The sequence below is a fragment of the Tritonibacter sp. SIMBA_163 genome, assembly GCF_046535935.1.
GTDB lineage: Bacteria > Pseudomonadota > Alphaproteobacteria > Rhodobacterales > Rhodobacteraceae > Epibacterium > Epibacterium scottomollicae.
Map to the genome: position 1 here is coordinate 71636 of NZ_JAWJBP010000006.1, position 14787 is coordinate 86422.

Sequence of the window (14787 nt, forward strand, 5' to 3'; positions counted from 1 at the left end):
ATCGCGCCCTGACCACCTTACTTCTCTGAGAATCAGTGAATAACTAATACGTTAGGATAACACGTGAATGCCCTTCTAAAGGCGAAGAGCGCCTACGCGGCGGCAAAAGCCCCTACCCGCACCGCACGAAACACCGAATATGAGATCCTTGCACGTATCACGCATCGGATGATAGCGGCGAACAGCAAGGGATCGGACGGCTTCAAAGAGCTCGTGGCAGCAGTTTCCGACAATCGTAAACTCTGGGCGCTCTTCACTTCGGATTTGGCCAAGGATGGCAACAAACTGCCAGTCGAGTTGAAACAACGCCTGTTTCATCTGGCCCGCTTCACGCGTGAACACAGCAGCAAGGTCCTGGCTCGCAAGGCTTCGGTCCAGCCGCTAGTAGAAATCAACACGGCCATCATGCGTGGCCTCAGAAGCGGAGCGTCCTGAAAATGAGTGGATTGGTCCTTAAACTCGCACCAAAAGAGCGTGTCTTGGTCAACGGAGCAGTGATCGAGAACGGAGATCGCCGCAGTCGCCTTTCGATCGTCACACCCGACGCGCATATCCTGCGCCTCAGGGATGCGATCCATCCCGAGCAAGCGAATACACCGGTACGTCGTGTATGCTATTCTGCACAGCTGGTTTTGTCTGGCGATATCGACCCAGAGGAAGATCGCCTGCCAATGTTGCGTCGCATCGAGGAGCTGAGTCAGGTCTTCACCGACCCGGACAGCCGCGCGGCCTTGTCAGAGGCAACTGAAGCAGTGATCAGCAACAACCATTATCGCTGCCTCAAGGCCTTACGTGCCTTGCTGCCGCGAGAGGAACGGCTCATGGCCGTAAGATCACAATGACTTTCACTCCGCTCATTCCATCATCTGGGGTTGCGGGCTGGAATTTTCTGCAATCGACCTACGACCGGCAATATGACGCCTTTGTTCAGTCCGGTCAGTTAAAGAGCGAGAGCGAGTACTTTGCCGAGGAGATCGGCAAAGTCACTTCTAGTGATGACCTTCTCAATGACCGCCGCCTGCTTCAGGTGGCGGTTAAGGCGTTTGGTCTCGAAGAGGAGATCAACTACCGTGCGCTTCTACAGCGTGCGCTGAACGAGGGCACCTCTGCCAAAGACGCGCTTGCGAATACGATGAACGACGAGCGCTATGTCGAATTTTCGAATGCGTTTGGGTTTGGTCCTGGCCAATCTCCCATGACCAGCGACAGCAAGGCCATGGAAGCGGTGGTCAACAAATTCCAATCGGCCTCTTTCGAGGAAGCGGTGGGCGAAGTTGATGAGACCATGCGCACAGCTCTATTTGCCAAACGCGCAATGCTCGAGGTTTTTGGCGAGCCTGATGAAAACGATTTTTCACAACTCAGCGTCAAGGAAAGAGCCCTGCGCGAATTTGATCTTTCAATGAAAGAGATCAACGGAGCGATAGACGATGTTCCGGGCGTTACCTCGGTCCAGGATCAGTGGGAAGACATTATTCAGCGCGATACGTTGACAGATTTTTTCAACACGACCTTGCGCATGCCGGCCGCCGCATCGGGCCTTGAAGACGATGAGCTTATCCAAGCATATCAGGACCGTGCAAAGATCGTGTTCGGAACTGACGACCCCACTGTCTTCTTCTCCGCCGAAAACAAGGACGTGCTTGTCGCCGCCTACAAGACACGCGCGACCGTCGATGGCGATCTGCCGGAAGACATAGCGAAAACCGCCCAACTCGCGGATCAGATACTGGGACAGATGGTGGCCCGAGACGCCGCCCTCAATGAAGAGTGGGACTATATTTCTCGTCAGGAACCGCTGGTAGATTTCATGAAAATCACGCTGGAACTGCCCGACAATATCGAGTCCCTAAAGACCAGTGACGCGATGCGCGTATACCGGGAAAAGGCTATCGAAGTGTTTGGGACTGATGACCCCAATGTCTTTGCCGATGCCGGGAACCTCGACAATATACTTGATATCTACCGCGAAAAAGCAGCCGAATCTGGCATGCGAAATGGCGAAATCTCGGCAAACTTGCGAACCGCTGAAACGATCCTGAAATTCTCTTTCAGTGAGAACGACGTCGTCGACGACGATAGCTTAGCGGCGTCTGAAACCGCAAAAATCGATGCAGGCTGGTACAGTATCATGGGGCAGACCGGTGTGCCGAGGTTCCTGCAAACCGCTTTGGATGTGAATACGGCCCTCGCACCAGATCAGACCTTTGATGAACTGACTATTGAGGAGCAGCTTGCCATCTACAAAGACAAGGCGGTTGAGCTTTTCGAAACTGATGACCTGAGCGAGCTGACGGGCCCTTATCAGATGAGCACGCTCAGTGATGCATATCGCACCAATGCAGAAGCGGCAGGCGAAAGCGAATTTTTCATCACCTACTATTCGCAAATCGCCGAACGTGAGTTGAACGGGCTGTTCCAGAGCGATGAAAGTGATGCAGACCAAGAGTTTGAGGACGCGCTTGAAGAACTGCGCACGATGAACGACGAGGACAAGGGGCCCAGTGCGAGCTCGCAATGGTTTACCATCATGGGCCAGCAAGCCATGACCGACTTCATGCAGGTGGCACTTGGGTTGCCGAAAGAGGTAACCCAGATGGACATTGACAAGGCGGTCGATGTCTACAAGCGCAAAGCCCAGGAAGTCCTTGGCACCGACAAACCTTCTGAGTTCATCGCTGGTGACAAAATGGACGATCTGGTCAATCGCTACCTCACGCGCTCGCAAATGAACGATATAAACAGCGGCTACAGCTCGGGCAGCGCTGCATTGATGATGCTACGAAGTTGATGCGCTGCCGTAACATAGGAAAGCGCCTCGGGACTCCGGGGCGCTTTTCAGGTTAACGCAATGATGCTGAGCCGACACTGTTCTGACCATATGGCTGGGCGTATTGCCAGGGCTGGAGTTCACTGATCGGTCTTTTCGATGAAAACTCACAATGTCGATGAGCATCCAGTTCAGATAACCGTGCGAACTGAACCCGTTAAGTCTGCAGGTTTCTATGACCGAGGCTATGAAGTCCCAGTCCTACGCCGAGGCTTCTTGACCTAAGAAAAGACTGTCATGCAAACCGGCCGAATGGTGCGTTCGACGGTACTGTGAGCCAACTCGACCAGTCGATCTGTTAAATCAGGACAGCCTGTCCCAATGTTCTGAGATATATTTGATGGTGCCACCGCTTTGGCGGGGCATTGCGGAACACACGCAGCGGTTTTCAATTCCATGCGGGCGCCATCCGCCATTGCTGTTATTAGGTAGCTCGCTTTTTAACGTCGGAGCTATATGATTGCTTGGACGCTTTTCTTGCCGATGACTACCGAAGTGTATTGCCCCGGCCAAGCGCGCGGGGCCTATCTATTTCACCCAGACTTCAACGCGCCTATTCGCCTGCCGACCCCATGCGCTGTTATTGCAAGCGATCGGTAGAGTCTCACCATAGGCTTCGCTTTCGAGAGAGATACGATCCAGGTTTGCAGTTTCCGCTGCGCGCTCCACAGCTTGCCGCACAACGTCGGCGCGTTTGAGTGAGATGGCCCGATTGGTATCGGCGGGACCTTCACCATCGGAGAAACCGACAAAGACCATACGCTTGCCATCATAAACACCCGCCTCAATTTCTCTGGCGAGCAGGTCCACGTTGTTGCGAGATTGCGCGTCAGGCCGGGAAGAGCCGGTTTCGAACCGAAAAGAGGTCGTCAGACGCTGCAGGCCATCCAGACCGGAAATCATGCGTTGCAACTCTTCTAAGGGAGTGTCTTCGCCCGCGGCCTTAATCGCGTTGCTGAGACGCTCGCCCTGAGCCGCAAGTGGGATACGCTCGGCAGCCTGATCGACGAAACCGGCGCGGCGAATAACGATTTGTGCCGCCGGGCCGCGGACATAGGTCAGAAAGTCCCGCGCGACCCGTGGCAACCGATGCGCTGGCAAATAAAGAAACATCGGTGCGGTCAGCGGGTAATCCTCGGTCTTGATCGTTCGACGCCCCGCACTGAGAGAGAAACCGCAACTTCCGGTCAGCGTAAGTATTCTCGCCGTGCCGGTTTCAGAATAACTGGCAATGCCAATTGCAAACGGATCCGTGGCCACAGTTCGCACCAGAGTATCGCTACGATCATGTCGCCGGATCTCTGCAGAGAGTGATAGGGCAGCGGGGGTCAACAACTTGTCCTCCACTGCCTGTGCCAAACCCGATCCCGCCACCGGCAAATGGACCGTGATCGGTGCGTCCGGGCCATCCAACTCTTGCCAGTTGGTGATTTGTCCGGTGTAGATCTGTGCCAATTCAGGCAGGGAAATGCGCCGGACCGAATTGGTCGGCGCCACGATCGGAACCATCGCATCCAGGGCCAAAACTCGTCCGCGGTTCGACACTGACATGTCGCCCATCCCGGCCTCTGTAGCGAGGATGTGTTCTGCCTCCCGAATCTCCCGCAGAGCCATGACAATATCCGCCTGGTTCGCAAGGAGGTCAGCAAAACCTTCGTCAGTACTGCTGATATGGAAATTGAACCTGGCCGCCACGCGCCCATCCCGCAACAGCGTATATTCAAACTGCCGCGCATCATATTGCTCACGCGCGGTCTGGAACCCGTTTCGCAGGGCAAAGCCCTCGATCAATGCCGGGAGAAGCACGTCCGCCATGGTTGATGACCCGGAAAACGTGAGTTCCGCGACATAATCCGACAGGCTAGGACAACCCGGTCCATCACACCGCACCCCCGATCCATCCACGGTCAGCTCGCCGAACTGAGTGTCGACGCGATAGAACTCGCCATCGAAGCCCAACAGGTTACCGGTCACCTCGATAGCACCATCGGGCGAGGACAGCGTCACGTCTTGTCCCAGAACCGGAAAGCTTGCGCCGAAAAAACAGAGTGCGGCGCAAACCGCCGCACGAAAATAGCTCATGAGAAATCCCGGTGTCGTCCCCGTCAGTTGGCGGCGATTTTCAGACTTTCGACGAGATTATTCAACACCAGAAAATCACCAACAGCAGAACATTCCGGAATGTTCAGGGTCAGATCCCGCGTCTGCAAGCGGTCCCCGCGATATTCCATCAATTGCGCATCGACCGAGCGGTCGCAGTTGAGAGCAGTGATCTCCGCTTCGATCGATACGGAAACTGCTCCAGTCCCAGCATCCTTTGGCAGCGTGTAAACTTCGACACGCTGTGCCGCAATCTGATCTGAGTCCCCTAAAGACAGAACCTGCCCCGCAGCAGAACTTACCTCAGATCCTTTCCACACGTGGCCCGGCTCGCCATAGGTGGCGCCAAACTCCAGCGCATGGACCTCAAGACCGCTCTCGCCCTGCCATTGCAGAACGACACGCTCCACAGTGTCGAGATCATCGACGGTAACAACCGCGTCGAGATCCCGCCCGGACGCAAAATCCGCGATCACCACCGCGTGCGATGCGAGGGCCGGAACAACGCCAGAGAACTTTCCCTCTGCATCCAAAGCATGGGTTATCATTACCCCGCCATGGTGCAGCGTAAATCGCTCGCCCGCGCGACAGGGCGCGCTGAGGTCAACCTGAAGCAGCGCATCAGGACGCGCTGACAGCAGCATGTCCCCATCACAGCTCGACATTTCTGCACGAACGTCATCCGCACTGGATTGAGGCGACCGTTCAAGCGGTCTCGCCGAGGTGAAAGCGACATCTTGAAAGACGAGCTTTCCCGTTTCCGGTTCTGCCGGCAAGGCGGCTGGTTCTGAGGACTGCGCCTCCGCAGCTGCGCGCTGCAAGTCCGCGGTTTGCTGCATGTACAAACCGGTTCCCAATGCGCAAACAGCGGTGGCCGCGACGATCAGGACTGTCACTCGTGTACCCATACAAACTCTCCTCACCTCAAAAGGTTAAGGAATGGTATCGAGCGAAGGCGGCCAGACTGTGGCAAGCACCGGGACAGAACACGGCCATTGCCACAGTCTTTAATCGTTTTTGCCAATTCGGTGGGTTTAACCCAACTTTCCATGACAGTGCTTAAACTTCTTGCCGGATCCACAGGGGCATTTGTCGTTCCGCGACGGGTTCCCCCAGGTGCTTGGATCAGATTCGACGAATCCCGCACGTGGCTCTTCTGCAAGCGGCTCTTCCGCTGGTGCAGCGGCCTGCTGCGCCGCAGACTGACGTGCGGCCATTTGCATCATCATTTCACGCTGTTCGTCTTCGCTCAGCGGGCGCACGCGGGACAATTGCTGCGTGACAGCTTCCCGTAGCGAATCGAGCATCGTCTCGAACAGCTGGAAGCTTTCGTTCTTGTACTCGTTCAGCGGATCGCGCTGCGCATAGCCCCGGAAACCCACGACGGAACGCAAATGTTCGAGCGTCAGCAAGTGTTCGCGCCATTTGGCGTCGATCGCTTGCAACAGAACCTGTTTCTCGATGTTGCTCATGCCTTCTTCGCCAAAGGCCTCGACTTTTTCGGCCATCAGCTTGTCGGATGCTTCGACCAGACGCTCACGGATTTGTTCATCATCGACACCCTCTTCGGCTGCCCATTCGACAACCGGGACGTCAATGCTGAGCTTGTCCTTTACGTCTTCGTGCAGACCTTCGGTATCCCATTGGTCGGCATAGGTCTTGGGCGGCATATACGTGTCGATCAGATCGTCGATAACCTCGTGACGCATGTCGGTGACGATTTCATGGGTATCGTCAGAGGCCATGATCTCGCGCCGCTGAGCAAAGACCACCTTGCGCTGGTCGTTCATCACGTCATCAAACTTCAGCACGTTCTTGCGCATGTCGAAGTTGCGGCCCTCGACCTTGGCCTGGGCACGTTCCAGCGACTTGTTCACCCAAGGGTGCACGATCGCCTCGCCTTCCTGCATGCCGAGGCCGGACAAAAGCTTGTCCAAGCGCTCGGAGCCAAAGATCCGCATCAGGTCATCTTCGAGGCTGAGGTAGAAACGGGTGCGGCCCGGGTCCCCCTGACGGCCGGATCGACCGCGCAGCTGGTTGTCGATGCGGCGGCTTTCGTGACGTTCGGAGGCCATCACGAACAGACCACCGGCGTCCAACACCTTCTGTTTCTCTTCCGCGTGCTTGGCTTCTTCGTCTGCTCGCAAGGCCGCCGGATCTGCATCCGGGTTAGCCTCCAGCGCCTCCATCACCTTCAGATCGACGTTCCCGCCGAGCTGAATATCGGTGCCGCGACCGGCCATATTGGTGGCGATGGTGACCGCAGCGTAGCGCCCGGCTTCGGCAACGATCTTGGCTTCCTGCTCGTGGTGACGGGCGTTCAGCACGTTGTGCGCGATGCCTTCCTCCTGCAGCAGATTGCTCAGCAGATCGGATTTCTCGATAGAGGTCGTGCCCAGAAGGACCGGCTGACCCTTTTCATGCGCAACCTTGGCATCCGCGATCATCGCTGCGTATTTCTCGGTGGCGGTGCGATAGACCTGATCGTCCTCATCCACACGGGCAATAGGCCGGTTGGTCGGCACGGCGACGGCGCCAAGACCATAGATTTCGGCAAATTCCTCTGCTTCGGTCATTGCAGTGCCGGTCATGCCCGACAGCTTGCTATAGAGACGGAAGTAGTTCTGGAAAGTGACCGATGCCAGCGTGGTATTTTCAGGCTGGATCTGTGTGCCTTCTTTTGCCTCGATCGCCTGATGCAGGCCATCCGAAAGGCGTCGACCAGGCATCATACGGCCGGTGAACTCATCGATCAGAACCACATTGCCGTCACGCACGATGTAGTCTTTGTCGCGCTGGAACAGTTTGTGCGCCCGCAGCGCCTGATTGACGTGATGCACCACGGTGGTGCTCTCTGGATCGTAAAGGCTTGCGCCCTCTTCCAGCAGACCGGCCTGCAGCAACGACTGTTCAAGGAACTCGTTGCCGTCGTCGGTAAAGGTCACGCCGCGTGTTTTTTCGTCGATCTCAAAGTGTTCATCATCCAGCGTCGGGATCAGCTTGTCGATGGTTTCATACAGCTCAGAGCGATCTTCAGCCGGGCCAGAAATGATCAGCGGTGTGCGCGCCTCGTCGATCAGGATCGAGTCCACCTCATCGACGATCGCAAAGTTGTGGTGCTTCTGAAACACCTGATCCAGCGAGGGCTTCATATTGTCCCGCAGGTAGTCGAAACCCAGCTCATTGTTGGTGGCGTAGGTCACATCGCATTGATAGGCGGCCATCTTTTCCGCCTCGGGCTGATTGGAATAAATCACCCCGGTGGTCATACCCAGCGCGTCGAACACCTTGCTCATCCACTCGCTGTCGCGTTTGGCAAGATATTCGTTCACCGTGACCACATGCACACCCTTGCCGGTGAGCGCGTTGAGATAGGCCGGAAGGGTCGCAACAAGCGTTTTGCCTTCCCCGGTCTTCATCTCGGAAATGTTACCTTGATGCAGGAAGATGCCACCCATCAACTGGGTGTCGAAGGCACGCAGACCAAGCGCCCGGCGGGCAGCCTCACGTGCGTTGGCAAAGGCTTCGGGCAGAAGGTCGTCCAGACTTTCACCAGCGAGAGCCCGCTGACGCAGATCCTCGGTCTTATCCCTTACCTCCTGGTCACTCATCGCCTCGAACTCAGGCTCCAGCGCGTTGATTTTTGCAATCAGCGGCCGCGTCGCCTTGATTTTGCGGTCATTCGGCGTGCCGAAGACCTTTTTGGCGAGAGTTCCGATACCCAGCATGTGCGCTCCAAAAGTCCTGTTCACGGCCTTGTTTAGCGGCAGGCTTGCCCGCCGTGTTCTCAACCCATAAACAATGGTGGAAAGACGGTCCTGCCGCAGGCCTTATGGCGATGTAAGGGGCAGGAAAATAAGTGTCAACGCCGCGACCCGTCGCGGCACCAAGATAGGATAGTTTCCATGCGCAAAGGTCTCACTTTTTTGCAAAGCGTCGTGGCCGCCACAGTTTTTGGCCTCGCGATCCCCGCATATGCCGATCAAAACGCACAGACCGTCGTCGCAAAGGTGAACGGCGAAGAGATCACGGTAGGTCACATGATCGTCGCGCGCTCCAAATTGCCGGCGCAATACCAAAGCCTGCCGGATGATGTTCTGTTCAAGGCGCTGCTGGATCAGCTGGTCCAGCAAACCACGCTGAAACAGCAGCTGCACGGTGAAGTTCCCGAACGCGTCCGTCTGTCTGTGGAAAACGAGCAACGCTCTCTGCTGGCCTCTGAGGTGATCGAAGCGATCATGGAAAGCTCCCAGTCCGAGGATGCGATCCGTGATGCCTATGATGCACGCTATTCTACCGGGGATGGCGGAGATGAATTTGACGCCGCGCATATTTTGGTTGAGACGGAAGAAGAAGCCAACGAAATCAAAAGTCAGCTGGACGAGGGTGCAGATTTCGCCGCCTTGGCAAAGGAATCATCGACCGGCCCATCCGGCCCAAATGGTGGTGCACTGGGTTGGTTCACCAACGGTCAGATGGTGCCGGAGTTTGAAGAGGCCGTCATGGATTTGCGTGCCGGCGGTGTGTCCGAACCTGTGAAAACCCAGTTCGGGTGGCATGTGATCAAGCTCAACGAGCGCCGCAAGCTGGAGGCCCCGGAGTTTGACGAGGTGCGGGATGAGATCGCGCAGGAACTCTCGGTTCAGGCCGTGGAGGATCGCGTCAGCCAACTGACGGCGAACGCGACCATTGAACGCCCCGTGATCGAGGATCTGGATCCGTCCATCCTGCGCGATATGAGCCTGATCAACAACTGATCTCCTTCCGCCTTTCTGAAACTGGAAATCCAAGATGGCAAAATCTCTGCCCCGTTCTCCGCTCGCCCCAGCCGAATTTCCCGCCTTGCCCGCGATTGGTGGCGTGCGTTTCGCCGCCGCCGCTGCGGGGGTGAAGTATCAGGGTCGTACCGACGTTATGCTTGCGGTCATGGACCCCGGCACGTCGGTTGCGGGCGTGTTTACCCGCTCTGCGACGCGCTCAGCACCGGTTCTGGACTGCCAGGAAAAGCTTGGCGGGGGAACGGATCAGGGGGCTGCCATCTTGGTGAACTCCGGTAATTCCAACGCTTTTACTGGGCACTACGGCCAATCCTCCGTCGCGGAAATCACCGCGGCGGTTGCCGCGCTGACCGACCTGCCACAAACCCGTATTTTTACCGCATCGACAGGTGTCATTGGTGAACCCCTGCCTCATGATCGGATTGTTGCGAAGCTCGACGAGCTGAACGCAGGTCTGTCTGATACCGAGATAAAGGCGGCCGCCGAAGCGATCATGACAACGGATACCTTCGCCAAAGGCGCCTCCACCACGGTCGAGATTGATGGCAAACCTGTGCAGATCGCCGGTATCGCCAAGGGATCCGGCATGGTCGCGCCCGACATGGCAACGATGCTGGTCTATATCTTTACAGATGCTGCCTACGAACAAGCGAGCCTGCAGGCGCTACTCTCTGCCCAGAATGAAACCTCCTTTAACTGCATCACGGTCGACAGCGACACCTCGACCTCGGACAGTCTGATGCTTTGCGCAACGGGTGCGTCGGATGTGGATGCGACCGGCAACGCAGACTTTGCCAAGGGGCTGAGAACTGTCATGCTGGACCTTGCACACCAAGTTGTGCGTGACGGCGAAGGCGCGACAAAATTTGTTGAAATTCAGGTGACCGGTGCAGAAACCGATGCCGACGCCAAGATCCACGGTTTGGCGATCGCAAATTCGCCGCTGGTGAAGACGGCCATCGCTGGCGAGGATCCCAATTGGGGCCGTGTTGTCATGGCCATCGGAAAATCCGGTGCCAAAGCGGACCGCGATCTCCTGTCGATCTCTTTCGGCGATGTTCTGGTGGCCGAAAACGGTTGGGTCGCCCCCACCTACGAGGAAGAACAGGGAGCTGCAGAAATGCGAAAGGCAGAGATCGCGATCAAAGTTGATCTCGGCCTCGGGGATGGAACGTCGACCGTCTGGACCTGTGACTTGACCCACCAGTACATCACCATCAATGCAGATTACCGCTCATGACCATGACCCAAGGCAAAAAGGTGGTGCTCGTTTCAGCAGTCGCCCTGATCGATGTGGAGGGCCGTATCCTCTTGGCGCAACGGCCTGAGGGCAAGTCTATGGCCGGCCTGTGGGAGTTTCCCGGCGGCAAGGTGGAGCCCGGCGAAACACCTGAAGAGGCCCTGATCCGCGAATTGCAGGAAGAGCTCGGCATCAACACCTGGTCAAGCTGCCTCGCGCCGCTGACGTTTGCCAGCCACAGCTACGAAACCTTCCATCTGCTCATGCCACTCTTTGCCTGCCGAAAGTGGGAAGGCATTCCGCAGGCGCGCGAAGGTCAGGTGCTGAAATGGGCACGAGCGCAGGAGCTGCGCGACTATCCGATGCCTCCGGCGGACATTCCGCTGATCCCTATCCTGCGCGATTGGCTCTGACTGAAGACACCAGCGTTCAAAGATTGCTCCACGATCACGACATGCACCCAGCCCTGCGATCCGCATAGCTGGGTGTTGTTGTATCCGCAGTGCGACCGTCTCAGGGTGCCAGTGCGTTAGGTTCAGTCAAGAAGCGGCTGTAACAAGGTGGAGTACGAACAACTGCCTGAGCGTCTCTGCACGCATAGTGAATACACTGCCAGGTTCCTTCACCCTCGCACGAAAAAGCCCCGACCTTTGCAGGCCGGGGCTTTAAAATTCTCAGGTGACTTCAGGTCAGTCGAGGGTACGGGTCACTTCCACACGCTCGAAAATCTCGATCACATCCTTCGGACGGATATCTTCGTAGTTCTCGAAGGCCATACCGCATTCTTGACCGGACTGAACCTCTGCCACTTCGTCCTTGAAGCGCTTGAGGGTTTTCAGAGTACCTTCGTGGATCACCACGTTGTCACGCAGCAGGCGAACACCTGCGGAGCGGCGTGCGACACCTTCGGTGACCAGACAGCCAGCAACCTTGCCAACGTTGGAAACCTTGAAGACGTCCTTGATCTCGGCATAACCGATGAAGTTCTCTTTGATCTCCGCAGAGAGCAGGCCAGAGGCTGCCGCCTTCACATCATCCACCAGATCATAGATCACCGAATAGTAACGGATCTCCACACCCTTCTGGTTGGCAGTGTTGCGCGCAGACGCATTGGCACGAACGTTGAAGCCCATGACCGGCGCACCCGAGGCCTCGGCGAGACCGATATCGGTCTCGGTGATCGCGCCAACACCGGAGTGCAGCACGCGCACGCGGACCTCGTCGTTGCCGATCTTCTCCATCGCCTGAACGATCGCTTCCGCGGAACCCTGCACATCCGCTTTGACCAGAATCGGCAGCTCGGAGACGGTTTCGTCATCCTTGGCCTTCTGCATCAGCTGTTCCAGCGTCGTCGCAGCACCGGCGGCGGCACGTTTGTCCTTGGCCGCATGCTCACGGTATTCCGCGATTTCGCGGGCCTGAGCCTCGGTCTCGGTCACGTTCAGCACGTCGCCCGCTTCGGGTGTTCCGTTCAGACCCAGAACCTCAACCGGCACCGAAGGTCCGGCCTCCTGGACGCGTTCACCCTTATCGTTGATGAGCGCGCGGACCTTACCGTACTGCTCACCCACAACGAAGATGTCGCCCTGACGCAGGGTCCCTTTTTGAACCAGAACCGTAGCAACCGGACCGCGACCAACGTCAAGCTGAGCTTCGATCACAGCACCTTGAGCCGCCCGATCGGGGTTGGCTTTCAGTTCGAGAAGTTCAGACTGCAGAGCGATGGCTTCGAGCAGTTCATCAAGACCCTGACCGGTATGGGCAGAGACTTCGACGTCCTGAACCTCACCAGACATCGCTTCCACAATCACTTCATGCTGCAGCAGCTCTGTCCGGACCCGTGTCGCATCGGCGGCGGGTTTGTCGATCTTGTTGATCGCCACAATCATCGGCACACCGGCCGCCTTCGCATGGGCGATCGCCTCGATGGTCTGCGGCATGACCGAGTCATCGGCAGCAACCACCAGAACCACGATATCCGTGACCTGAGCACCACGCGAACGCATGGACGTAAAGGCCGCGTGGCCCGGTGTGTCGAGGAAGGACAGCACGGCACCGCTATCGGTGGTCACCTGATACGCACCGATGTGCTGGGTGATTCCGCCAGCTTCGCCGGACACAACCTTTGCATCACGGATCGCATCAAGCAGCGACGTCTTACCATGGTCAACGTGACCCATGATCGTGATGACCGGCGGACGCGATTCCAGATCGTCATCGGCGTCGATGATTTCCTTGATGACATCCTCGACGTCAGCGTCGGAAACACGGACCACCTTGTGGCCGAATTCCTCGATGATCAGCTCGGCGGTATCGGCGTCGATGGTCTGGTTTTGTGTGACCATCATGCCCATTTTCATCAGAGCCTTGACCACATCAGCCACGCGCTCAGCCATACGATTCGCCAGCTCGGATACCACAATGGCCTCCGGAAGCTGCACTTCACGAATGACCTTTTCGCGCTCGATCTGCCCCATGGCTTTCTGACGCGCACGCTCTTGCTTGCGCTTCATCGACGCGACGGAGCGTTGACGACCACCTTCGCCACCAGTTGCCTGGCTCAGCGTCAGCTTGCCGGAGCGACGGCCGCCATCATTGCGAACCTTGGTGCCACGACCACGTTCTTCACGCTCGCGTTCCGCTTTGCGCGGAGCTTGTGCCGCGGGCTTGGCTGCACCTGCAGGGCCGCGCGCTTCGGCAGGGGCACCGGCGGTCTTGTCGGCTTTCGGCGCAGCTTTCTCGGCAGCGGCACGCTTGGCGGCCTCTGCGTCTTCTTTGCGCTTGCGCTCTTCATCTTCTGCCTTTTGGCGGGCCCGCTCTTCAGCTTCGCGCTGTTCGCGTTCCTTCACCTCTTGTTCGGCACGGCGGCGCTCACGCTCTTCGGCGCGGGCCTTCTCCTCGGCTTCACGCTGGGCAGCCTCTTCGGATTCGCGGGCCTTGGCGGCCTGGAGCGCCTTCAGGCGACGTTCCATTTCCGCATCAGAAATTCCAGCAGGGCGCCGCGAAGCATCGCCGGCCGCAACGCCGCCGGCGCCGCCTTTGCCTGCGCCCGGCTTGGGGACAACCACGCGCTTACGCTTGGTTTCCACCACAACATTCTTGGTCCGACCGTGGCTGAAGCTCTGTTTAACGTTCCCGGGACGAGACCCGCTACCACGAAGACCCAATGTCTTTTTGCCGTCACTATCGCTCATAAAGCTCTTTATCCTTCCGTGCGGCCGTTGCCGCCCTTTTCGCGCAAACCCTGCAATCGCTGGGCTTCCTCTACAACACGTTGGCTGAGTCCACCAGAGGCGAGCGCGGCATGTATGACAGTTTCACGCCCAAAAGCCATCCCAAGCTCGTCCGCTGTCATGCATCCGATGTATTTGCCGCGATGCGGCGTGCTTAGTTTTGACTTACCTCGCCCGGATCCGTCAGAGGCTTGGATCAGAACCCGTGCCTCCTCTTTATCCAGCCAATCCTTGACCTTCTCATACCCCCCAACGGCGTCGCCCGACTTGCGAGCAAGGCTGATCAGGTCAACAGTGCGGCGCAAAACTTGTCGCTCCACATCGTCAACCAGACCATCCTGAACCGTGACCTGCGCCTTGAAGCCGCGGGCGAAAAGTTTTTTCTTTACCGCCTGCGTCAGCGCATCGCGCGTCGCAGAGACATAGACGCCGCGACCGGGCAATTTCCCCATCACATCGGCAAAGACCTGATTGTCAGGCCCCAGCACGAAACGGATGAGCCCGGCTTTGGGCTCTGTCTCGCCAGTGGCGACACATTTCCGTTCCGGCCCGTCTGAACGGGATTTTTCTGCACCACCACGGGTCATTTACGTCTCCTGGGAGTCG

At 57.4% G+C, this 14787-nt stretch carries 11 protein-coding genes; 6 read left to right on the top strand and 5 right to left on the bottom strand.

Annotated features, from left to right (window positions below; genetic code table 11):
- The first annotated feature begins 63 nt into the window (after positions 1–63).
- Genes flaF through R0J92_RS11720 form a run of 3 tightly spaced genes read left to right on the top strand, consistent with a single transcriptional unit; the run spans position 64 to position 2791 of the window.
- Entirely contained in the window at positions 64–435 is a 372-nt protein-coding gene (gene flaF, locus R0J92_RS11710; RefSeq protein WP_106162411.1) for a flagellar biosynthesis regulator FlaF, read from the top strand.
- Positions 436–437: 2 nt separating this feature from the next.
- Positions 438–842, top strand: coding sequence for a flagellar biosynthesis repressor FlbT (gene flbT / locus R0J92_RS11715; protein ID WP_106162412.1), 405 nt, complete (start codon positions 438–440; stop codon positions 840–842).
- Positions 839–2791, top strand: coding sequence for a DUF1217 domain-containing protein (locus R0J92_RS11720; RefSeq protein ID WP_411051802.1), 1953 nt, complete (start codon positions 839–841; stop codon positions 2789–2791). Before flbT ends, R0J92_RS11720 begins: the two co-directional genes overlap by 4 nt.
- Positions 2792–3358: 567 nt before the next feature.
- Here R0J92_RS11720 and R0J92_RS11725 read toward each other — a convergent pair.
- The 3 genes from R0J92_RS11725 to secA form a co-directional block, all read right to left on the bottom strand.
- A complete protein-coding gene (locus R0J92_RS11725) occupies positions 3359–4912 on the bottom strand; it encodes a phosphate ABC transporter substrate-binding/OmpA family protein (protein ID WP_411051803.1) in 1554 nt (517 codons plus the stop codon).
- 23 nt (positions 4913–4935) lie between these two features.
- Positions 4936–5838 carry a hypothetical protein gene (locus tag R0J92_RS11730; protein WP_411051804.1) on the bottom strand — a complete coding sequence of 301 codons (903 nt, stop codon included), beginning with the start codon at positions 5836–5838 and terminating at the stop codon, positions 4936–4938.
- 126 nt (positions 5839–5964) lie between these two features.
- Positions 5965–8658, bottom strand: coding sequence for a preprotein translocase subunit SecA (gene secA, locus R0J92_RS11735; RefSeq protein WP_411051805.1), 2694 nt, complete (start codon positions 8656–8658; stop codon positions 5965–5967).
- 177 nt (positions 8659–8835) lie between these two features.
- On the opposite strand from secA, the gene R0J92_RS11740 reads away from it, so the two are divergent.
- Genes R0J92_RS11740 through mutT form a run of 3 tightly spaced genes read left to right on the top strand, consistent with a single transcriptional unit; the run spans position 8836 to position 11361 of the window.
- Entirely contained in the window at positions 8836–9687 is an 852-nt protein-coding gene (locus R0J92_RS11740) for a peptidylprolyl isomerase (RefSeq protein ID WP_317384882.1), read from the top strand.
- Between the two features lie 34 nt (positions 9688–9721).
- Positions 9722–10948 (top strand): bifunctional glutamate N-acetyltransferase/amino-acid acetyltransferase ArgJ, encoded by a 1227-nt coding sequence (argJ, locus tag R0J92_RS11745; RefSeq protein WP_411051806.1) that lies wholly within the window; start codon positions 9722–9724, stop codon positions 10946–10948.
- 2 nt (positions 10949–10950) lie between these two features.
- Positions 10951–11361, top strand: a complete 411-nt coding sequence (mutT, locus tag R0J92_RS11750) for an 8-oxo-dGTP diphosphatase MutT (RefSeq protein WP_411051807.1) — start codon at positions 10951–10953, stop codon at positions 11359–11361.
- A gap of 276 nt (positions 11362–11637) precedes the next feature.
- On the opposite strand, the gene infB is transcribed toward mutT, so the two are convergent.
- Together infB and R0J92_RS11760 are read right to left on the bottom strand one after the other, a co-directional pair.
- Positions 11638–14142 carry a translation initiation factor IF-2 gene (infB, locus tag R0J92_RS11755; protein ID WP_106162419.1) on the bottom strand — a complete coding sequence of 835 codons (2505 nt, stop codon included), beginning with the start codon at positions 14140–14142 and terminating at the stop codon, positions 11638–11640.
- Positions 14143–14150: 8 nt separating this feature from the next.
- A complete protein-coding gene (locus tag R0J92_RS11760; RefSeq protein WP_106162420.1) occupies positions 14151–14768 on the bottom strand; it encodes an RNA-binding protein in 618 nt (205 codons plus the stop codon).
- Positions 14769–14787 lie beyond the last annotated feature (19 nt).